The sequence below is a fragment of the Thermobifida cellulosilytica TB100 genome (assembly GCF_001517975.1).
Taxonomy (GTDB): domain Bacteria; phylum Actinomycetota; class Actinomycetes; order Streptosporangiales; family Streptosporangiaceae; genus Thermobifida; species Thermobifida cellulosilytica.
In genome coordinates this window covers 1,118,167-1,139,059 of sequence record NZ_KQ950180.1, presented here as the reverse complement: position 1 = coordinate 1,139,059, position 20,893 = coordinate 1,118,167, and the positions used below count along the sequence as shown (strand labels likewise).

Genomic DNA, 20,893 nt, shown 5'->3' with positions numbered 1-20,893 from the left:
GCCTCCCCCGGCGCGGGGCCCCGGTTCGTGGGAGCGCCTACGGGGCGGGGGCGGCCGACGCGGGTTCCGGTTGGCCGTCGGCGACCAGGTGGGTGTGGAACCACTCGGCGAGGGCGCGGTCGGCCAGCACGGTGCCGGGCGTGGGCGGGGCGGGATCCAGTCCCGGCTCGGGGCCCAGTGCGTGGGCGAGGTCGGGCACCACGATGTGCCGCAGGGTGTGCGGACGGTGGCGGGAGGCCAGGGCGTCGTGCAGCAGGCGGCCGTGGCCCGGCCGGATGATCTCGTCGTGTTCGCCGCTGATGATGAGCAGCGGGGTGCGCGGCCTCCGGGAGGCCAGCTCCTCGGCCCGTTCGGTGAAGTCCAGACAGGCGGCGATTCTGCGGGACTGCTCGCTCCACGTGTAGGTGATGCCGAGGTGGCGTTCCCGGGCGGCGAGGACCTGGGCCGGGTCGATCACGGGGTTGACCAGGCCCACCGCTCCGACGGGCAGGTCGCTCTCGGTGAGGGCGAGGAGGACCGCGGCCCCTCCCGCGCCGACGCCCATCAGTCCGGGAGGGGCCGCGGAGACCGGGAAGGAGCGGCGCAGTTCGTCGATCACCCGGGGCAGTTCGGCGGCGGCCTGCTCCACGACGGGGCCGTACAGCCGGAGCAGGTAGTCCTCCTGGCCCAGGCGGTTGACCTCGGGGACTCCCCCTTCGGGGAGCCGGTGGCCGAAGAGGGGGAGGCCGAGGTGGAACTTCCAGGCGGACAACCCGAGCAGCGGCAGCGTCCCGGCGAGGGCGGCTTCGCTGCGCGGGGGCTCGAACGCGTGCAGGCCGACGACCATCGGGGCGGGCTGGGCGGTGTCGGGCGGCGGCACGGCGAGGTAGGGCACCCCTGCGACGGTCCCGGTCAACGGTTCGGCGAGTGTGCTGTGGGCGACCACTGAGAGTTCCTCCCCTGTTCAGACGCGCTTCACCGGCCCTGCGGGCGGGCGTGGCGGCGCGTTGTGAACCTCGTGGTGTGAAGCTGAAGGTCTGCGGGCAGCGCGGCACGAGGAGCCGCGGGCCGCGCGGTGGCGGACGAGACGCCGTGCTCCCCTCCCCCCGAGGCGTCCCGTGCGCGGTCCGGTCGGACGGCCGCGCCGTGGTCGGAGGGACCGCGGCACGGTGGACGCCAACCGGATCACCGGTGGTGTTCTACGCTTTGTCGGTTTCCTCGGTTTTGTGTGTTTTCTCCTGGTTTTCGGATTCTGTTGCGAAAAGCTGCTCCAGGTAACTGCGGACCAGCAGTTTCGCCGCGGAGATGATACGGGGGTCTCCGTTGGGATCGCTGCGGAAAGCCATTTTCAGTACCGCGTCCGCGGCCTCCACGGAGACGAGGGTGGCGAGGTCAAGCTTCTCACCTCCGCTGGCTCCGGCGGCGGAAATCATCAGGTCCCGCAGACGAGTGGCGATGACCTTGTTGTTCTCGCGGCTGGAGTCCAGGAGCCGGGAGTCGACCACGTCTCCGAAGTGCAGACTACGGAATCCCGGTTCCTCCCGGTGCATGGCGACGTACTCGTCGATGATTGCGTCGACGGTCTCGGTCCAGTGGCGAAAGTCCTGGGCCGCGATCCGCCTGGCGATCCGGGTGCTGAACACGTCCAGGTAGCGCAGGCCCAGCGCCTGGGTGACCGCCCGCTTGTCGGGGAAGAACTGGTACACCGAGCCGATCGCCACTCCGGCGCGTTCGGCGATCTTGGTCGTGGTCAGTTCGGCGTATCCGCCCTCGTCGAGGAGTTCCGCGCAGGCGTCCAGCATCCGCTGCACCCGGGCCATGCTGCGCTGCTGTGCGGGCAGCCGGCGCAGCGGCGCGTGGGCGAGGGAATTCGGGGAGAAGACCGTCCGTTCGTTCGGCAGGGAGCGCCGGAGGGTCTCGTTGGAGGAGTCGGAATGGGGACAGGGTTGGGATGGGGTGGCCGAGGAAGATCGGGAATTGGTCGTCACGATCTCTGAGATGCCTTTCTTCATTCGCTTGGTTATGTACTATTCCGACTCCCACGTATGGATGGTCCGTTTCACGGGCTTTGGCCACTTGTGGCCGTGGTGATCATCGGGGATTCCGGGTGGCCCTTGTCCGGATGTCCGAAAAAGATGCAGACCGTATTCCGAGGGCGGTGGCGGAATCCGGAGCGGCGTCGGACGGGGACTCTCCGTGCTGGTCTGTTGTGAGTGCGGAGGCTTTGGGGAGGGCTCTGTCCGATTTCGGTAACGTCATCCCATGGACCCCCTCTGCTCCCCTGTTGAGAGATTCATCAGGGATCTACCGAAAGTAGAACTTCACGTTCATCTAGAAGGGTCGATGTGCCCTCCGGTCTTCCTCCGGCTCGCCGAGAAGCACCGGGTCCCCGGTCTGCCGAAGACGCCCGAGGAAGTGGCGGCCTACTACGAGTTCCGGGACTTCGCCCACTTCATCGAGGTCTACGTCGCCTCCGTCCAGGTGCTGCGCGACGAGGAGGACTTCGCGCTGCTCACCGCCGACGTGGCGCGGCGGCTCGCCGCCCAGAACGTCCGCTACGCGGAGCTGCACATCAGCCTCTACAACCACCTGGCCCGCGGCGTCCCCGCCTCCGTGGTCTTCGCCGGGGTGGAGCACGGACGGCGGGAGGCCGAACGCGAGCACGGCATCAGGCTGCGCTGGATCCCCGACTTCCCCGGCGACTACGGGGTGGAGGCCGGCGAGCGGACGCTGGACGCGGTGCTGGCCGACGGCCCGCCCAGCGTCGTGGGGTTCGGCGTGGGCGGAATGGAGGTGGACCGGACCCCCTTCCGGGACCTCTACGCCCGGGCCCGCGCCGCCGGGCTGCACAGCCTGCCGCACGCGGGGGAGACCGGCGGGCCGCAGAACGTGTGGGCCGCGCTGGAGGTGCTCGGCGCCGAGCGCATCGGGCACGGGATCGACAGCATGGAGGACCCCCGCCTGGTCGACCACCTGCGCGAGCACCAGGTGCCGGTGGACGTGTCGCCCACGTCCAACCTGCGTACCCGGGCGGTCGCCGACCTCGCGGAGCATCCGCTGCCGCGCATGCTGGAGGCGGGGCTGACGGTCACCCTGAACTCCGACGACCCGCCCATGTTCGGCACCGACCTGGTCAACGAGTACCGGACCGCGCACGCGCTCGGGCTGGACCTGGCGGACCTGGCGCTGCTGGCCCGCAACGGCGTGGCGGCCTCCTACCTCGACGCCGCGGCCAAACGCGAGCTGGTCGCGGAGATCGACGCGGCGCTGGCCGCGGCGGAACAGCGGTGAGGGCCCGCGGCCCCGGACACCTCCGGGGCCGCGGGCCGCGGACACCTCCGGGGCCGCGGGCCGCGGACGGCTCAGACGGCCGGACCCTCCGGTTCGGCGGTGATGTTGATGCCGCTGCACTGGTCCCGGTAGCCCTCGAAGCTCGCCACGCCCTGGGCGATGGAGGACTCGTCCTCGTACAGGATCGGAATGCCGCCCTGGATCTGGCCGGGCAGCCACTCGTCGTCGAGGATCTCCTCGCCCTGGAGCGTGAGGCGCAGGACGCCGGTCTCGGCGGTGGGGCCGTTGAAGTTGTAGAAGACGAAGTTGCCGAGGCCGTAGTGCACGTAGGCGTTGCCCATGTACCCGCCGGGGCTGACCACGTGCGCGTGCCCGCCCACCACGGCGGTGGCGCCCGCGTCGATGAGCTGCTGGGCGAGGTCGGGGGCGTGCGGCAGCGGGCAGTGGTCGCCCTCCAGGCCCCAGTGCAGGAACACGATGACGGCGTCGGCCCGGGTCCTGGCCTCCGCGACCGCCTCCAGCGCGTGGGTCAGCATCTCGCCCTTGGTGGAGGCCAGGCCGGGCTTGCCCTCGCCCGCGGTCCACTCGGCGATCAGGTGGTCGTCCAGCACGTCGGTGGCGCCGATGATGGCCAGGGTGTTCCCGTTGACCTCGAAGAACTCGGGCTCGTAGGCCTCGGCGATGTCGCGGCCCGCCCCGATCACGGGGAAGCCCGCGGCCTCGGCGTTGTCGAGGGTGTCGAGCAGGCCGTCGGTCCCGTAGTCCATGCCGTGGTTGTTGGCCACGGTCACCACGTCGATCCCGGCCGACTCCAGGGCGGTGAAGGCGGTGGCGGGGGCGCGGAAGACGAACTGCTTGCCGGGGGCCGGGGTGCCGCCGTCGGTGACCGCGGTCTCCAGGTTGACCACGCTGACGTCGGCCTCCTGGAAGACCTCGGCGACCGGGCCGAGGGCGGTGGCCGGGTCGGAGTCCAGCCGCTGCCGGAGCATGCCCTCGAACATGACGTCGCCGCCGATGGCGACGGTGTAGGGCTCCTTGGCCGGTTCGGCGGAGGCGGACGGCGTGGGCTCCGCCGTGCCGTCGGGCAGGTCCGCGGGGGCGGACTCCTCGGCGTTGGAGCCGCAGGCGGTGGCGAGCAGGGCCGTGGTCAGCAGCAGCGCGCCGAAGCGGAGCGGGCGACCGTGGGGAGGGGATGTCGGGGATAGCGGGGTCACACGTGTCTCCTGGGAAACTGGTTCGGCCGGTACTGGTTAGGACGCGGACGACCTGCCGCCCGTTGTGGAGAACCCGACCGACGAGTCCGATCTGTTACGAATGTCGGTTTTAACTCATCGAAATGAGCCATGCCAGCTACCAAGCGTAGCGATGTGGCGACTTTTCGTCGGTATCGGCGGGGCTGTGACGGCGGTTCCGGGGGAACCGGATCGACGGCGCAATAGGCGGAAGTGCTCTTTTTATTGAGCAATTCCAGATAGTGGCCTAGGGTGGAGAATCATGGACGACGCCGCTTCTCTCCGCGCGGCCGGGCTGCGGGTGACCGCCGCCCGTCTGGCGATCCTCGACGCGGTCCGTCAGGGGGACCACCTGGACGCCGACGGCGTGGCGCGTGCTGTCCGGGACCGGGTCGGCCACGTGTCGACCCAGGCGGTCTACGACAGCCTGCACGCTCTCACCGCCGCTGGACTGCTGCGTCGTATCGAGCCCGCCGGGTCTCCCGCACGGTACGAGACCCGGGTCGGCGACAACCACCACCACCTGGTCTGCCGCACCTGCGGCACGGTGACCGACATCGACTGCGTGGTCGGGGAGGCCCCGTGCCTCCAGCCGTCGCAGATGCACGGTTACACCGTGGACGAGGCGGAAGTGGTGTTCTGGGGTATCTGCCCCGCGTGTCAGGCGAACGGAGCAGAGTCGACGGCCTGATCCTCCGGGACGCGTCCCGCACCGTGTGCGGACCGGAGCTCCATCGGGGCGCCGACTGCTGCGGCGTTCCCGCCTTCCGAGGCTGAGCTGTGACAAGAAAGGTACGACCATTGGTCGCGTACAGCACCGATGACGCCGGCATTCCGGCCCCGCACGACGGCCTCTCGCAGTCGGTCGGCCCCAACGGGCCCCTGCTGCTCCAGGACCACTTCCTGATCCAGAAGATGGCTCACTTCAACCGTGAGCGCGTGCCCGAGCGCGTGGTGCACGCCAAGGGCGGCGGCGCCTTCGGCGAGCTGGAGATCACCGAGGACGTGAGCCAGTACACCCGCGCCGACCTGTTCCAGAAGGGCAAGAAGACCCCGCTGCTCATCCGCTTCTCCACCGTCGCCGGTGAGCTGGGCAGCGCCGACACCGCGCGCGACCCGCGCGGCTTCGCCCTGAAGTTCTACACCGAGCAGGGTAACTACGACATCGTCGGCAACAACACGCCCATCTTCTTCATCCGGGACCCGTCGAAGTTCTCCGACTTCATCCACTCGCAGAAGCGCCGCGCCGACAACCAGTTGCGCGACAACAACATGCAGTGGGACTTCTGGACGCTCAACCCGGAGACGGCCCACCAGGTCTCCTTCCTGATGACCGACCGCGGCACGCCGAAGACCTGGCGCCACATGCACGGCTACGGCAGCCACACCTTCCTCTGGTACAACGCCAAGGGCGAGAAGTACTGGGTGAAGTACCACTTCAAGACCGACCAGGGCGTCGAGAACCTGACCGCTGCCGAGGCCAAGGCGATGGAGGCCGAGGACCCCGACGCGCACCGCCGCGACCTGTGGGAGAGCATCAAGCGGGGCGACTACCCCTCCTGGACGGTCAAGGTCCAGATCATGCCGTTCGAGGAGGCCGCCGACTACCGGTTCAACCCGTTCGACCTCACCAAGGTGTGGCCGCACGGCGACTACCCGGAGATCACCATCGGCCGGTTCGTGCTCAACCGGAACCCGGAGAACTACTTCGCCCAGATCGAGCAGGCCGCGTTCGAGCCCTCCAACCTGGTGCCGGGTGTGGGGGCCAGCCCCGACAAGATGTTGCAGGGGCGGCTGTTCTCCTACCCGGACACCCACCGCTACCGGATCGGCCCGAACTACCTGCAACTTCCGGTCAACCGGCCCAAGTCGCCGGTCCGCAGCTACAACTACGACGGGCCGATGGCCTACTACAACAACCCCGACCCGGTGTACGCGCCGAACACCGCGGGCGGTCCGGTGGCCCAGCCCGACCTGTTCAAGGGTGAGGAATACCACGTGGCAGGCGAGATCATCCGGTCCGCCTACACCCTCCACAAGGAGGACGACGACTTCGGCCAGGCGCGCACGCTGTGGGAGAAGGTCCTCTCCGACACCGACCGCGCCCACATGGTGAGCAACATCGTCGGCCACGCCTCGGCTCCCGAGGTCACCTCCGACATGAAGAAGCGCATCGTCGAGTACTGGACCAACGTCCACCCCGACCTGGGCAGCGGCGTCGCCCAAGGGCTGGGCGTCGAGTCCTAGCCGACGCCGTCGGCGCCCCGCCGCGCCGTCGACCCCGCGGTGCCCCGGTCGGGAACTCCGGTTCCCGGCCGGGGCACCGGCGTTTTTCCGCGACGCCGAAGGAAACGGGGAAAACATGTTCTCCGCGGCTTTACGAAGATTCTTCGCAGAACTTCTGCGTCAAGAAGCAGTCATGAACGGCTTTCGTAATAGCCGGGGCGTATGCGCTACTTGTCGCGGTTGCCGGAAGCTTGTCGGAATTATCCGCGGCATTGGGACAGAAAAATCCTTGGCAGATCCTCAGGTTTTCCAAAAGGTCCCGTGGAAACTCTCACGGAAACCCCAGAAGCTGCTAACGTGACTGTCTGTCAGCGATCTGGAGCGGACCGTGGTTTTTCCTGGTGGGTCCGCCGTCGGCCAAGTGGGCCGCCCCCGTCGCTGGAGAGGACAACACCCAAGCTTTGGATATCGGGTTGCGGTTCACCGATCCCGCTCACGGTGACTGTCAGCGCCCATCCATTCGCTCCTGGTAGCAGTTAGCGAAAGGTCATACCGGAAACATGCGTAAGACAATGCTCGCCTCGACCGCCGTACTTGCGGCCGGTCTCGTGGTCGGGTTCACCTCCCCCGCCGTCGCGGATCAGGTGGCAAGCGACAACCGCATCGACGTCCCGGCGGACGTCGCCGTCGAGGTCTGCGGCAACTCCATCACCGTGGCCGGGGGCGCCGAAGCCGTCTGCCAGCAGTTCGTCCAGGCCCTCCAGGAGGCGTCGGCCAAGGAGACGCGGACGCGCCAGAGCGACGGCGGCGGCGTCGCCAGCGACAACCGCGTCAACGTCCCGGCGGACGTCGCCGTCGACGTCTGCGGCAACTCTCTCGCCGTCGCCGGGGGCGCCGACGCCGCCTGCGTCACCGTCGTCGAGGCGTTGCAGCAGGCGTCGAAGACCACCGGAGGCAACGAGAACCGCCAGGAGACGGCGGACGCCGTCGGAACCGGCGGCTCCGGTGGCTCCGGTGGCTCCGGCGGCGGCATCCTCAGCGGCAACGAGGTCAACGTCCCGGTCGGCGCCGACGTCGAGGTCTGCGGCAACACGGTCTCCGTCCTGGGCTCCGCCCAGGCCGAGTGCGTCGAGGAGACCGCGCCCGGCGAGGCCGCGCCGACCACGCCTGCCGAGCAGCCCGCTGAGAAGCCCGCCGACAAGCCCGCACCGCAGGAGAGCGCGACCGGCGGCGCCCTTCCGGTGACCGGTGCCGCGCTGGGTGGCCTGGTCGTCGCCGCGCTCGCGACCCTCGGGGGTGGTGGTGCGGCCATGTTCCTCACCCGCCGCAAGAAGGCGGCGGCCGAGGACTGAGCCGTCACCGCCGGATTCGGTGCCCCCGGTCAACCGACCGGGGGCACTCGTATGTCCGGAGAAAGAAGTCTGCGTCGTGCGTGATCTTCTGGGAAGAAATTTGGATTTTCGGGTGATTTGCGCCACAATTTTGTTGCTGGATGGGGGAGAGTGAGAGCCCGACCGGGAGAACTCTTATGGGCGTGCCAAAGGGCATCGTCGATCGCGGACTCGTCCCCACGGCGACGATCGGAATCGGAATCTGGCTTCTCCTTGACCTCTTCCGTGTGTGGCTTCCGTCACTGATCACGGTCTTCGGCGAGGCCGAGGAGACACCCCCGCAGGTCGTCGGTCTCTTCGCGCTCGGCTGGTTCCTGGCGCCCCTGCCGGTGCTGTTCCTGCGCGCCCTGCTCGCCCGCAGCCAGCCGGTCGTGCACTCCCCCCGGCTGCCCCTGGACGTGTGGTTCGCGGCCCTGCTCGCCGCGGTGCGCCTGGCCCTCCCGGCCACCGACGGGGGCCAACCCCAGCTCTACCTCGCCTCCGTCGGGGTCTTCGCCGGGCTGACCTGGCTGGCCGCGATCGTCGCGCGGATCCGGCGCACCCTGCTGAAGGGCTTCGCCTTCGGAATCGCCCTGGCCACCCTCACCCACGCCGCCCTCGGCACCTACGCGGCGGTGTGGCGGCCGGGCATCGCCGGATGGCTGCTCGCTGCGGCACAGGTCCTGCTGTTCGTGTGGGTGCTGACCAAGACGCCGCGGCTCACCCGGAAGGACCTGAAGGGGCAGGCCGCGGACTCGGTGCTGTGCTTCCTGCTGCTGCCCGCGCTGCTGGTCGCCGGCACCGTCACGGCCGCACCGGCGCGGGCCGGGGCCGCCGTCGGCTGGCCGGACGGCTGGACCGGGACCTGGCTGGAGAACTGGTCGGAAGGATGGCCGGGCGACTGGGCGGACGGCTGGGCCGCGGTGCTCGTCACGGTGGCGACGGCGGTGGCCTTCGTCGTCTCGGGGGCGTCCGCCACCCCCGGACGCACCCCGTTCCTCCCCGGAGCCGCCCTGGTCGGCTCGGTCGCGGTGGCGGTCCTCACCACCGAGACCCGCGGGGAGATCCCCGGACTGCTGCCGTGCTACACGGTCGCCGCGCAGGCGGTGGGAGCGGTCGCCCTCGTCGCCTGCCTGGTCTGGGCCGACTGGCCCGGGGCCCGCGGACGCTCCCCCCGAGGCGGCCGCGCCGGCCTGGCCGTGGTCCTCGGCGGCCTCGTCTTCCTGGGCGTCCTCTACGGCTACTACGCGGGATACCGACTGGGCTATCGCGCCGACGTGCTCCTGGTGGCGGCGGCCCTGCTGATCGCCGCGGTGGCCGTCGGGCACGGACGGCGCAAGGACCGCGACCCGGGCACCCGGGTCCGCCGGTCCGTGGTCTACCGCTGGCCGGGAGCGGCGCTCGCGACGGCCGCCGCGGTCCTCACCGCGCTCCTGCCGCAGTTCGTGCCGGTGCACGGGATCGCCGTGCCCCCCTACGGCACGGGCCAGGCCTCCGACGACGAGCTCCGGGTGGTCTCCTACAACCTGCGCATGGGGTACGGCGTCACCGGGACCTACGACATCGAGGGAGTGGCCGAGACCATCCAGCAGGCCGAACCCGACGTGGTGCTGCTGAGCGAGGTGGACCGGGGCTGGTTCCTCACCGGGGGACAGGACCTGCTCGGGGTGCTGGCCGACGCGCTCGACATGCAGGCCGTGTTCGCCCCCGCCGCCGACCAGGTCTGGGGCGACGCCGTGCTGACCCGGCTCCCGGTCGTGGAGACCGTCGGCCACCCGCTGCGCTCCTACGGCGCCCCCGTCGGCGCGCAGGCGCTGTCCGTGGTCGTCCGGCACGGCGAAACCGAGGTCGAGGTGATCAGCACCCACTTGCAGCCGCGCCCCGACCGGGGGGACGAGGAGCCGACCCTACAGGCCGCGGACCTCGCCGACATCGTCATCAAACGCGCGGAGGAGGGGCGGCCGATCGTCGTGGGCGGCGACTTCAACTTCGCCCCCGGGAGCGTGGCCTGGCGGGAGATGGAACGCGCCGGACTCTACGACGCGCTGTTCCGGGTGCGCCCCTCCGCCACCTTCCCGGCCGACGACCCGGAGTACGAGATCGACCACATCTTCTCCACCGGCGACCTCATCCGGGAGCAGGGCGCGGTGCTCCCCGCCCCGTACTCGGACCACCTCGCCGTCATGGCGGTGCTCCGGGTGAACCGGCCCGTGGTGTACGGGACCTGACCCGGGCGCTGGGGCGGGCCGGTGCGCGGTGCGGGCGGAGGTCCCCTAGCCTCGATGGTGTGCTTCGTGTCCTGACCTCACCTCGGATGTTGGCCTTCCACGCGCTGCTGCTCGTGGTGGTGCCCTCGTTCATCGCCCTGGGCTTCTGGCAGTACGGACGCGCCGAGGAGAAAGCCGCGGTGGTCCGCCAGCAGGAGGCCAACCTCGCGGCCGACCCGGTCCCGCTCGACGAACTGGTCACGGTCGGCGGGGAGGTCGCGGGGGAGGACCGCTGGCGGCGGGTCACCGTCACGGGGACCTACGACCCGGACCGGGAGCTCCTGGTGCGCAACCGGAGCGGTTCCGGGGGGATCGGCATGCACGTCCTCACCCCGCTGGTGACCGAGGACGGCACCGCGGTGCTGGTCAACCGGGGCTGGGTGGCCCAGCCGCCCACCGCGACCGAACAGCCGGAGGTGCCGCCGCCCGCCGGGGGCCAGGTCACGGTGGTCGGACGGGTGCAGCCCTCGGAGACCCCCGAGAGCACCGGGATCCGCCTCCGGGACGGGCTGCCCGAGGGGCAGGTCATGATCATCGACGTGGCCGACATCGCCGAGGACCTGCCCTACGACCTGTACGGGGGGTACCTAGAGCTGGTCGAGGAGGACCCGGAACCGGCCGCCGCGCCCGAACCGGTCGGGGTGCCCGAGGTCAACACGGGGATGAACTTCTCCTACGCGGTCCAGTGGTGGTGCTTCACCGTCATCGCGGTCGGCGGGTGGGTCTTCCTGGTCCGCCGCGAGGTCAAGGAGGCGGGGGCCGCGGAGCCGGAGCCTCCCGCGGAGACGGTGGACACCGCGTCCGGCGCCTCCTCCCGGTCCTGACCGGGCGCTGCGCCCCGGCCCGTGCGTCCGCTCCTCCCGGCCTGCCCGGAGGACCTCCGGCCAGAACCGGACATTGGCCTGAAGGCCAGGAAGGAGCACCTGGATCGGGACTTCCGTCGCACACGGGTAAAAACCACCATTTCGGTGTTTTGGGAAATGGCCTGTTCGGTGGGGGAGCGAGAGTTCTTCCCGGTGACCGGGGGCCGTCGGTTCCGGTGACCTTCTGCGCCGCCGTCCGTACCGGAGTCCCTGGAGGCACCCGAGCAACCGGCGTTGACTGGAGGCAACAGCACCGACCCCCCACGAAAGAGTGTGTGCGATGTCGGAGAAAACCACCGAGGTCCGGACCGTTCCCTCCCCTGCTGGCGACCGCTCGCCGACCGGTCCGCGGGCCGTCGTCGACTCGCCCGCCGCACGGGGCGTCCTCGCCGCGGTCCGGCTGTCGATCGGGTGGATCTTCCTCTGGGCCTTCCTGGACAAGCTGCTCGGCCTCGGTTTCGCCACCCCGGCCGAAGGAGCCTGGATCAACGGCGGGAGCCCCACCACGGGCTACCTGACCAACGCCGTGTCGGGCCCGTTCGCGGGCTTCTACCAGTCCCTCGCGGGCGCCGTCTGGGCCGACGTCCTCTTCATGGTCGGCCTGCTGGGAATCGGATCCGCGCTGCTGCTCGGCATCGGAATGCGCGTCGCCGCCGCCACGGGATCGCTCCTGCTCGTGATGATGTGGACCGCGGCGCTGCCCCCGCAGACCAACCCCTTCATGGACGACCACATCGTCATGGCGCTCACCGTCATCGCCCTCACGCTGACCAACGCGGGCGACACCGCCGGACTCGGCCGCTGGTGGAGCCGCCTGGAGATCGTGCGCCGGTTCCCGGTGCTGCGCTGACCCCGCAGAGGCGCCGCCCGGCGCCCCGGACGGGACCGCACGGGTCCGTGCGGTCCCGTCCGCGTCTTCAGGACCGGTGCGAGGATGGGGGCATGATCGACGACCTGAGGACCGCGACCGTCGAGCGGATCGCGCGCAGACCGGCCGGCGCGGGGGAGAGCGCGCGGGCCAGCAGGCTGTGGTGGGAGCGCGCCGCCGACGAGTACCAGGCCGAGCACGGCGACTTCCTCGGCGACGCCGAGTTCGTGTGGGGACCCGAGGGGCTGACCGAGCGGGAGGCGCGGCTGCTGGGCTCCCCGGCGCAGCTCGCGGGCCGGCGGGTCCTGGAGATCGGCTGCGGCGCGGGCCAGTGCGGCAGGTGGCTGCGCACCCAGGGGGTGGCCGAGGTGGTCGGGATCGACGTGTCCGCGCGCCAGCTCCAGCACTCGCGCCGCATCGACGAGGAGGTCGGGTGCGCGCTGCCCGTCGTGCAGGCCGACGCCCAGCGGCTGCCGTTCGCCGATGCCGCGTTCGACGTGGTCTGCTCGGCCTACGGCGCCTTCCCGTTCATCCCGGACGCCCGCGCCGCGCTGGCGGAGGCCGCCCGGGTGCTGCGCCCGGGCGGACGGCTGGTGTTCTCGGTCAGCCACCCGATCCGCTGGTGCTTCCCCGACGACCCGGGGGAGGAGGGGCTCCGGGCCCGCGACTCCTACTTCGACCGCCGCGCCTACGTCGAGGAGGACGGCCAAGGGCGGGCGCTGTACGTGGAGGCCCACCACACGATCGGCGACTGGGTGCGGGCCGTCACCGGGGCCGGGCTGCTCCTGCGCGACCTCGTCGAGCCCGAGTGGCCCGAGGACAACACCCGGACCTGGGGCGGGTGGAGCCCGCTGCGGGGCCGCATCCTGCCGGGGACCGCGATCTTCGTCGCCGACCGCCCCTAGTCGCGCGGCCCGGGGCCGTGCCCTCCGCCGCGGAGGTGTTCCCGGCCGGGCGGCGGGTAGCGGCGCCCGGTGACGCGGACGGACGCCCGAAGGGGCGGCCGTCGCCGGGCGCCGCGGGAGCAGACCGGGAAGGAGCGGTCATGGGGGTCATCCGTACCGAGCACGTGGAGGAGCTGCTGCGTTCGGCCGACGCCGGGGCGGTGCTCGTGGTCCGGTCCGGCGCGGCCGAGGTCGTACCGAGCGCACGGCTCGGCGAGCCCGGCTACCGGGGGGCGCTCCAGGTGGTGAGCCGCGGGGAACTGGAGGAGCAGGCGGCGGGGCGGGACCCCGCGGAGCTGGCGCGCGGCCTCGACGCGGCGCTGTCGGCGCTGGGCGGCTGACCGGGAGCGGCGCCACCGGAGGCTCGGCCCCCGCGGCCCGTCTCCCGTCCCTCCTCCCCGCGCTCCGCGGGAACGACGCCGGGAGCGGCCCCGACGCGACGACGGAATCGGGGCCGTTTCCGGATCAGCCGAGGGGCTTGCGCAGGTGGTGGATCCAGGCCGGGGGAAGGTTGCGCAGGACCTGCTCCCGGCCCACCGCGTAGCGGTTCACCCACTCCTGGACCTCCCAGCCGGAGCGGACCTGGCGCAGGTAGTCGTCGAGCGGGGCGATGATCGCTTTCACCTGCTTGGTGTACAGGTAGCCGAAGAAGGACAGGTGGCCGCCCGGCCGCAGCACGGTGAAGTAGTACTCCATGATCGTGCGGACCTCTTCGGCGGTGAAGTTGGCGAACGGCAGCCCGGAGACGATCACGTCGAACCGGCGGTCCGTGCCCAACTCGGTGACCAGGGCGTGGTGGACGGTCACCCGGTCGGCGACCGGCAGGAACACCGGATCGCTCTTGACCAGCCCGGTGAGATGGTCGACGAACTTCGGGTTGGCCTCGACCATGTCGAAGGTGTCGCCCTCGCGCATGCGCGCGGCGATGGCCCGGGAGACGGGACCGGTCCCGGGGCCGGCCTCCAGGATGTTGATCGGGACGGACGGGTCGTCCCGGTGGGTGACGTAGCGGGTCAGTGCGGTGGCCAGCGCCGTCCCACTGGGGATGACGGCACCCGTGGCGCGGAACGTCTGCACCGCCTGGCGGAAGAAGAGGCCGGTGCCGCGCAGCGACCGGGCCAGGCGGGAGACTCGGGGGTCATGGTTGGCAGCCATGGGGGCACGCTACTGGTCGGAGGGGTAAGAGGAGGGTCAACCGGCCGTTCTCGGCGGGCCGATCGTACCGCGCAGCGCGCCGACGACCGGGAGTTCGGCCCGGCGGCTCTCCGGGAGCAGCGCTCCCAGGCCGAACAGGCCGTGGAGGCCCCCGTTGACCCGCACGGTGGTGGCCGGGACCCCGGCGGCCGCCAGCGCCCGCGCGTACGCCTCGCCCTCGTCCCGCAGCGGGTCGAAGTCGGCGGTGACCACCAGGGCGGGCGGGGCGCCGGACAGGTCGGCCGCCCGGATGGGCGAGGCCCGGAAGTCCTCGGCGTCGGCGGGGTCGGCCAGGTACTGCCGGGCGAACCAGTGCATGCCCGCGGAGGTGAGGAAGTACCCCTCGCCGTTGGTGATCCGGGACGGGTAGGGGGTGTCCTCGGCCACCGGATAGCCGGTCAGGTCCGTCACCGGGTAGATCAGCACCTGTAGAGCCAGTTCCGGGCCGTCCTCGCGGGACAGCAGCGCGACCGCCGCGGCCAGCCCGCCGCCCGCGCTGTCTCCCACGACCGCCAGCCGTGCCGGGTCCACGCCCAGGTCGGCGGCGTGGTCGGCGACCCAGCGGGTGGCCGTGAAGGCGTCCTCGACGGCCGCCGGGAACCGGTGCTCCGGGGCCAGGCGGTAGTCCACCGAGACCACGGCGGCCCCGCTCTCCGCCGCGATCAGCCGGGCCACGTGGTCGTGGGTGTCGAGGTCGCCGACGACGTACCCGCCGCCGTGGAGGAACACCGCGCAGCCCGCCGCGGGGCCGTCCGGCGCCGGGTGGTAGAGCCGGACCGGGACGCCGCCCGCGGGGGAGGGCACGGTCAGGTCGCGCACCAGGGCGACGTCGGCCCCCACCACCCTGCGTTCCCGGAGGCAGGAGCGCAGCAGCACGGCGTCCACGCCCACGCGGCCGGGCCGGGGGAAGGAGGCGAGGAGCTCGTCGATCAACCGGCGGGTCTCCGGGCTGAGTGACATGGGGAACAGACCTCCCGTGGAGCAGTCGTCCCGACCCTAACGGCCCCGGTCGGCCCGGGGCCGCGCGGTGCGCCCGCCCCGGTGGCGGTCACGACCCCCGTCCCGCACAGCGGGTAGTCTCGTAGGAGGTCGAGCTGTTCGGGACGAGACTCGGCCCAGGCCTTGCTCCCATCGACACATTCGGAGAGTGCCCATATGGCTGCCCCTCGTGTGGGCGTCGTCACCTTCCCCGGTTCCCTTGACGACAGGGACGCCGCGCGCGCGGTGCGCATCGCCGGCGCCGAACCCGTCTCGCTGTGGCACGGCGACGCCGACCTCAAAGGCGTCGACGCGGTCGTGCTGCCCGGCGGCTTCTCCTACGGCGACTACCTGCGCTGTGGGGCCATCGCCCGGTTCGCGCCGATCATGACCGAGATCGTGCCCGCCGCCCGGTCCGGAAACCTTCCGGTCCTGGGCATCTGCAACGGGTTCCAGATCCTGTGCGAGAGCCACCTGCTGCCGGGTGCGCTCACCCGCAACGCCTCGCAGCACTTCGTCTGCCGCGACCAACTGCTGCGCGTGGAGGCCACCGACACCGCCTGGACCAACGGCTACTCCTCGGGCCAGGAGCTCCTCATCCCGCTGAAGAGCGGGGAGGGCAACTACGTGGCCGACCCGGAGACCCTCGCGGAGCTGAAGCGCGAGGGCCGCGTGGTGGCGCGCTACGTCGACTCCGCGCCCAACGGCTCCACCGACGACATCGCCGGGATCACCAACGAGCACCGCAACGTGGTGGGGCTCATGCCGCACCCCGAGCACGCCGTGGAGGCGCTGACCGGACCGTCGACGGACGGCCTCGGCTTCTTCACCTCCATCCTGGCCCACCTGGCAGGCGGTGCGCCGGTGCCCGCAGCCGCCGGCTGACCACGCCCGCCCGGAGGGCTCGGGAGATGATGTCGCGATGATGGCGCTGCTGCGGTCCCGGAGGGTCCAGGTCGGCCTGGCGGTGGCGGGAGTGCTCGCCCTGCTGGGCACCACGGCCGTCACCCTGCTGTACCGGCCGTGGACCTCCGAGAGCGCTCCCGCCGCGCCCGCGGCCGCACCGCCCCTGGAGGCGCTGGGGGCGGCTCCCGAGGGGGTGGCCTACACCGACCTCGGCGAGCAGTGCACCCAGGACGAGTGCTACCGGGCGGTCGCGGTCACCGCTGACGGGCTCGACGCCGAGGGGGCGATCGACGCCGTCTACACGCACCTGATCGACCAGGGGTGGGGGCGCATGCTTCCCGAGGGGGAGAGCGACCTCGACGAGGTGCCCTACGCCGAGTCGGCGCTGACCGACGGCTCGGTCATGGTGCAGGGCAGCCTCGCCCCCTACGTCGAGGGCACCACCGCCGGACTGCTGCTCGCGCATCTCGTGCCGCCCTCCCCGGCCTCCTGAACTCCGATCCGCTTCCCGAACGGAAAAACACCCGTATGTCTGAAGAACCCCGGTTCGACACGGTCGCCAAGGCGGCGGCCACCCCGGACCTTCCGCAGCCCTACGCCGAACTCGGCATGAAGGACGACGAGTACGCGCGGGTCCGCGAGATCCTGGGCCGCCGTCCCACCTCCGCCGAGCTGGCCATCTACTCGGTCATGTGGAGCGAGCACTGCTCCTACAAGAGCTCCAAGATCCACCTGCGGCAGTTCGGGGAGAAGGCCCCCGAGACCGACGTGCTGCTGGTCGGCATGGGCGAGAACGCCGGCGTGGTGGACGTCGGCGACGGCTACGCGGTCACCTTCAAGATCGAGTCGCACAACCACCCCTCCTACGTGGAGCCGCACCAGGGCGCGGCCACCGGCGTGGGCGGCATCGTGCGCGACATCCTCACCATGGGGGCGCGCCCGGTCGCGGTCATGGACGCGCTGCGGTTCGGCCCCCTCGACGCCCCCGACACCCGGCGGGTGCTGCCGGGCGTGGTGTCGGGCATCTCCTTCTACGGCAACTGCCTGGGACTGCCCAACATCGGCGGGGAGATCGGCTTCGACGCCGGATACTCCGGAAACCCGCTGGTCAACGCCTTGTGCGTGGGGGTGCTCAAGCACGGCGACATCAAGCTCGCCCAGGCGCCCGGACCGGGCAACCACGTCGTGCTGTTCGGCGCGACCACCGGCCCCGACGGCATCGGCGGCGCCTCCGTCCTGGCCAGCGCGAGCTTCGACGACGAGAGCCAGGCCAAGCGGCCCAGCGTCCAGGTCGGCGACCCGTTCATGGAGAAGCTGCTCATCGAGTGCAGCCTGGAGCTGTTCGCCAAGGACCTCGTGGTGGGCATCCAGGACCTGGGCGCGGCGGGCGTCTCCTGCGCCACCACCGAACTCGCGGCGGGCGGCACCGGGGGCATGCGCATCGACCTGGACCGCGTCCCGCTGCGCGACCCTCGGCTGACCCCCGAGGAGATCCTGATGAGCGAGTCGCAGGAGCGGATGATGGCGATCGTCGAGCCCGACAAGCTCGACGAGTTCCTCGCGGTCTGCGCCAAGTGGGACATCCTGGCCAGCGTGATCGGCGAGGTCACCGACGTCACCCCGGAGGAGGAGGCGCGCGGCGGACGCCTGGTCATGACCTGGCGCGGCGAGACGGTCGTGGACATCCCGCCGCGCACCGCGGCCGACGAGGGGCCGGTGTACCACCGCCCGATCCAGCGCCCCGCCGACCAGGACGCCCTGCTGGCCGACGACCCCGCCGCGCTGCCGCGCCCCGAGGGCGACGAGCAGTTGCGCGACCAGTTGCTGCGGGTGCTGGCGGCGCCCGGAATCTGCGACCCGAGCTGGGTCACCGACCAGTACGACCGGTACGTGCTGGGCAACACGGTGCTGGCCACGCCGCACGACGGCGGCATGATCCGCATCACCGACGACAGCGACCGCGGGGTGGCGCTGTCCACCGACGGCAACGGGCGCTACACCCGCCTCGACCCCTACAGCGGCACCCAGCTCGCCTACGCCGAGGCGTACCGCAACGTCGCCGCCACCGGCGCCCGCCCCATCGCGGTCACCAACTGCCTCAACTTCGGCTCGCCCGAGGACCCCGGGGTGATGTGGCAGTTCGCCGAGTCCACGCGCGGGCTGGCGGACGCCTGCCAGGCCCTGGGCACCCCGGTGACCGGCGGGAACGTCAGCTTCTACAACCAGACCGGCAGCACCGCGATCAACCCGACCCCGGTCATCGGGGTGCTCGGCGTCATCGAGGACGTCCACAAGCGGCTGACCAGCGCGTTCGGCAGCGAGGGCGAGGTGGTCCTGCTGCTCGGCGAGACCCGGCCGGAGCTGGGCGGTTCGGCGTGGGCCGACGTCGTCCACGGACACCTGGGCGGCAGGCCGCCCCGGGTCGACCTGGACGCGGAGGCGGCGCTGGCCCGCGTGCTGGTCGACGGTGCGGCGGCGGGGACGCTGGCCTCGGCCCACGACCTCTCCGACGGCGGCCTGGGCGTGGCCCTGGCCGAGTCCTGTCTGCGCGGCGGCGTCGGCTGCGAGGTCGACCTCGGCGAGGACGCGTTCACCGCGCTGTTCAGCGAGTCCGCCGCGCGCGCGGTGGTGAGCGTGCGGCCGGAGCAGGAGGCCGCGCTCGTGGACCTGTGCGCCGAGCACGGCGTCCCGGTCGCGCGGATCGGCACGGTCGGCGGCACCGCGCTGACCCTGAACCACAGCGGCGGCCGGATCAGCATCGAGCTGACCGAGCTGCGCACCGCCTACGAGTCGACGCTGCCCGCGGTCCTCGACGGCAGGTGAGCACGGTCCGGCCCGGCCCCCGCCGAGTCGGGGCCGGGCCGGAGTCTGTGGGCGGACGGGCCGTCCGGGCGCGCCCGGACGGCGCTACCCGCTCTCCTCGTTCCGGACGGCCTCCCGGTCGGTGGCCGGGACGCCCCGGTCGTCCACCAGGGGCTCGGGTTCGCGGTCCTCGCTGGCCCGCGTGGGGCCGCCGCTCTTCAGCACCCCGTCGATCTCGTGTTTGAGCTCCTCGTCGATGCGGGGGCCGTGCTTGTTGCTGCCGCGCTCCATGAGAGCGCCTCCTTCCGCCTCCCGAACCGGCTGGACTCACCGCACTACCCGGCCTCCTGATCAGGAAACGCGCAGGTCACCCCGGGCCGCGGCGGGAACGGGAGCGCTGTCGGCCTCACCCTTGGGACAGGGGTTCCTTACCCGGCGCATGCTGTGCCCCGCGGTCGGGCAGCGGCCCTGAACAAGGCGAACGCCGAGCTCGGAGGGGGTGAGCGGGCCCGACGTCCAGGGCCCGCGGCGCATGGATCTTGGTTTTCTGCGACCGCTGTACGGGACGACCGCGCCGGTGGCCTCGGTGTACCTGGACACCACCCGGGCTACGGAGAACGCCGCCAAGGAGATCGAACTGCGCTGGCGCGGGCTGCGGGAGAGCCTCGCCGAACAGGGAGCCGACGGGGACACCCTGCGTGCCCTGGACGAGGTGGCCGGAGGGGCCCCGGGAATCCCCGGACCGCAGGGGGAGGCGCTCTTCGCCGCGGGCGGGCGGCTGCTGGGCGCGTTCACCCTGTCCCGGCCGCCGCTGCGGGACCGGGCGGTCCTCCTGCCGGTGCCCGATCCCCTCGAACTGGTCGTCGACCGCAACCGGCAGGTGCCCTACGTGGTCGTCGCGGCGGACCGTGAGGGCGCCGACGTCTCCGCCTACGCCGTCGCCCGCCACGAGCCCGAGACCAGGCGCAGCTTCAGCGGCAGCACCCTGCACATCCAGAAGGTGCGCGTCGGCGGCTGGGCGCACAAGCAGTACCAGCGCAGGTCGGAGAACCTGTGGGAGGCCAACGCCCAGGAGGCCGCCCGGGACGTGGAGGAGGCGGTCGCCGAGGTGGGGGCCGAGGTCGTGTTCGTCGGCGGCGACGAGCGCGCCGTCGGCAAGCTCCGCGACCACCTGAGCAAGACGGTCCTCGACATCCTCGTGGAGCAGCCCGGGGGAGGGCGCTCCGACGCCGCGGCCCTCGCCAGTCTGCGCGAGTCCGTGGACCGGGCGCTGGAACAGGCGGTCGTCCAGGTCAGGAGAGAGGAGCGGGCGGTCTTCGCCACGGCGCTGGCCCGCGGAGAGGGGGCGGTCGAGGGCGTGGCCGACACCGCCGAGGCGCTGCGCCGCGCCCAGGTCGAGACCCTGCTGCTGACCGCGGACCGCCGCGGGGAGCCGCAGCTGTGGGGCTCCCCCGCCGACCCGCTGGAGGTGTCGGCGGAGCGGGACCGGCTCGCCGACCCCGCCTCCGCCTTCCGGGCGCCCGCCAGTACGCTGCTGCTGCGCGCGGCCACCCGGACCGACGCCGGTTTCGTGGAGCTGTCCGGCGTCGAGGCGAGGGAGGGGGTCGGCGCGGTGCTGCGGTTCGTCACCGCCGAATGACCGAGGAGCGGCGGCCTTGCGGCCGTCCGTCCGCCCCCGGAGCCCCTCCGAGGGCTGCGCCGTGTTCCCGGAAGGGGGAGGCATGCGACGCGGACGCCTGAAGGGACCGCTGGGCAGCCACGAGCGCCCGGCCAGCGCGCTCACCTTCCGCCTGGTCCTCGCCGTGTTCGGGGCGACGGTCCTGCTGGTGGGGGCGGTGCTGGCCGCGGTGTGGGCGCGTTCCGCACCCCTCACGGTGGTCATGGCCGCCGGGTTCTTCGGGGCCTGCCTGAACATCTACCGGGTCGCCCTCCGCCGCCGCCACGAACGCTGAACCCGCCGTCCTTGTCGCGCG

The 20,893-nt window shown here is 71.9% G+C and carries 20 protein-coding genes; 14 read left to right on the top strand and 6 right to left on the bottom strand.

Features of this window, described 5'->3' with window-relative positions; genetic code table 11:
- Nucleotides 1-37 precede the first annotated feature (37 nt).
- Nucleotides 38-925, bottom strand: a complete 888-nt coding sequence (locus AC529_RS04935; RefSeq protein ID WP_068753882.1) for an alpha/beta hydrolase family protein — start codon at nucleotides 923-925, stop codon at nucleotides 38-40.
- 253 nt (nucleotides 926-1,178) lie between these two features.
- Nucleotides 1,179-1,991 carry a TetR family transcriptional regulator gene (locus AC529_RS04930; RefSeq protein ID WP_232306573.1) on the bottom strand — a complete coding sequence of 271 codons (813 nt, stop codon included), beginning with the start codon at nucleotides 1,989-1,991 and terminating at the stop codon, nucleotides 1,179-1,181.
- A gap of 250 nt (nucleotides 1,992-2,241) precedes the next feature.
- Between AC529_RS04930 and add the strand changes: the two genes are divergently transcribed.
- Entirely contained in the window at nucleotides 2,242-3,270 is a 1,029-nt protein-coding gene (gene add, locus AC529_RS04920) for an adenosine deaminase (RefSeq protein ID WP_068753877.1), read from the top strand.
- A gap of 71 nt (nucleotides 3,271-3,341) precedes the next feature.
- Here add and AC529_RS04915 read toward each other — a convergent pair whose 3' ends face one another.
- Complete coding sequence (locus tag AC529_RS04915) at nucleotides 3,342-4,484, bottom strand: CapA family protein (protein ID WP_068753875.1); 1,143 nt, start codon at nucleotides 4,482-4,484, stop codon at nucleotides 3,342-3,344.
- Between the two features lie 280 nt (nucleotides 4,485-4,764).
- Here AC529_RS04915 and AC529_RS04910 point away from each other — a divergent pair, with 280 nt between their 5' ends.
- From AC529_RS04910 to AC529_RS04875, 8 genes are all read left to right on the top strand, one after another.
- Nucleotides 4,765-5,193 (top strand): Fur family transcriptional regulator, encoded by a 429-nt coding sequence (locus AC529_RS04910; RefSeq protein ID WP_068753873.1) that lies wholly within the window; start codon nucleotides 4,765-4,767, stop codon nucleotides 5,191-5,193.
- A 110-nt stretch (nucleotides 5,194-5,303) separates the two neighbouring features.
- Nucleotides 5,304-6,749: a catalase gene (locus AC529_RS04905; RefSeq protein WP_068753872.1), complete on the top strand. Its 1,446-nt coding sequence runs from the start codon at nucleotides 5,304-5,306 to the stop codon at nucleotides 6,747-6,749.
- Between the two features lie 539 nt (nucleotides 6,750-7,288).
- Nucleotides 7,289-8,080, top strand: a complete 792-nt coding sequence (locus AC529_RS04900) for a chaplin family protein (protein ID WP_068753870.1) — start codon at nucleotides 7,289-7,291, stop codon at nucleotides 8,078-8,080.
- Between the two features lie 266 nt (nucleotides 8,081-8,346).
- Nucleotides 8,347-10,326, top strand: coding sequence for an endonuclease/exonuclease/phosphatase family protein (locus tag AC529_RS04895; RefSeq protein ID WP_232306572.1), 1,980 nt, complete (start codon nucleotides 8,347-8,349; stop codon nucleotides 10,324-10,326).
- An 86-nt stretch (nucleotides 10,327-10,412) separates the two neighbouring features.
- Entirely contained in the window at nucleotides 10,413-11,189 is a 777-nt protein-coding gene (locus AC529_RS04890) for an SURF1 family cytochrome oxidase biogenesis protein (RefSeq protein WP_068753866.1), read from the top strand.
- A 319-nt stretch (nucleotides 11,190-11,508) separates the two neighbouring features.
- The gene (locus AC529_RS04885) at nucleotides 11,509-12,078 is read left to right on the top strand and encodes a hypothetical protein (protein ID WP_068753864.1); all 570 of its coding nucleotides are present in this window, start codon (nucleotides 11,509-11,511) and stop codon (nucleotides 12,076-12,078) included.
- 92 nt (nucleotides 12,079-12,170) lie between these two features.
- Nucleotides 12,171-13,001, top strand: coding sequence for a class I SAM-dependent methyltransferase (locus AC529_RS04880; RefSeq protein ID WP_068753861.1), 831 nt, complete (start codon nucleotides 12,171-12,173; stop codon nucleotides 12,999-13,001).
- A 140-nt stretch (nucleotides 13,002-13,141) separates the two neighbouring features.
- Nucleotides 13,142-13,381, top strand: a complete 240-nt coding sequence (locus tag AC529_RS04875; protein WP_068753859.1) for a hypothetical protein — start codon at nucleotides 13,142-13,144, stop codon at nucleotides 13,379-13,381.
- 124 nt (nucleotides 13,382-13,505) lie between these two features.
- Here the strand turns inward: AC529_RS04875 and AC529_RS04870 are convergent, their stop codons facing one another.
- Both AC529_RS04870 and AC529_RS04865 read right to left on the bottom strand, forming a co-directional pair.
- The gene (locus tag AC529_RS04870; protein WP_068753857.1) at nucleotides 13,506-14,195 is read right to left on the bottom strand and encodes a class I SAM-dependent methyltransferase; all 690 of its coding nucleotides are present in this window, start codon (nucleotides 14,193-14,195) and stop codon (nucleotides 13,506-13,508) included.
- A 36-nt stretch (nucleotides 14,196-14,231) separates the two neighbouring features.
- Nucleotides 14,232-15,194 carry an alpha/beta hydrolase gene (locus tag AC529_RS04865; protein WP_068753855.1) on the bottom strand — a complete coding sequence of 321 codons (963 nt, stop codon included), beginning with the start codon at nucleotides 15,192-15,194 and terminating at the stop codon, nucleotides 14,232-14,234.
- A gap of 195 nt (nucleotides 15,195-15,389) precedes the next feature.
- On the opposite strand from AC529_RS04865, the gene purQ reads away from it, so the two are divergent.
- Genes purQ through purL form a run of 3 tightly spaced genes read left to right on the top strand, consistent with a single transcriptional unit; the run spans nucleotide 15,390 to nucleotide 18,941 of the window.
- On the top strand, nucleotides 15,390-16,097 hold the full coding sequence (gene purQ, locus AC529_RS04860; RefSeq protein ID WP_068753853.1) for a phosphoribosylformylglycinamidine synthase subunit PurQ: 708 nt from the start codon (nucleotides 15,390-15,392) through the stop codon (nucleotides 16,095-16,097).
- Between the two features lie 37 nt (nucleotides 16,098-16,134).
- Nucleotides 16,135-16,611, top strand: coding sequence for a hypothetical protein (locus tag AC529_RS04855; protein ID WP_068753851.1), 477 nt, complete (start codon nucleotides 16,135-16,137; stop codon nucleotides 16,609-16,611).
- A 35-nt stretch (nucleotides 16,612-16,646) separates the two neighbouring features.
- Nucleotides 16,647-18,941 (top strand): phosphoribosylformylglycinamidine synthase subunit PurL, encoded by a 2,295-nt coding sequence (gene purL / locus AC529_RS04850; RefSeq protein ID WP_068753849.1) that lies wholly within the window; start codon nucleotides 16,647-16,649, stop codon nucleotides 18,939-18,941.
- A gap of 84 nt (nucleotides 18,942-19,025) precedes the next feature.
- Here purL and AC529_RS04845 read toward each other — a convergent pair whose 3' ends face one another.
- Nucleotides 19,026-19,211, bottom strand: coding sequence for a hypothetical protein (locus AC529_RS04845; protein WP_068753847.1), 186 nt, complete (start codon nucleotides 19,209-19,211; stop codon nucleotides 19,026-19,028).
- 241 nt (nucleotides 19,212-19,452) lie between these two features.
- Here AC529_RS04845 and AC529_RS04840 point away from each other — a divergent pair, with 241 nt between their 5' ends.
- Nucleotides 19,453-20,559 (top strand): baeRF2 domain-containing protein, encoded by a 1,107-nt coding sequence (locus tag AC529_RS04840; protein ID WP_068754542.1) that lies wholly within the window; start codon nucleotides 19,453-19,455, stop codon nucleotides 20,557-20,559.
- Nucleotides 20,560-20,641: 82 nt separating this feature from the next.
- Nucleotides 20,642-20,872, top strand: coding sequence for a hypothetical protein (locus AC529_RS04835; protein WP_068753845.1), 231 nt, complete (start codon nucleotides 20,642-20,644; stop codon nucleotides 20,870-20,872).
- Nucleotides 20,873-20,893: the final 21 nt, after the last annotated feature.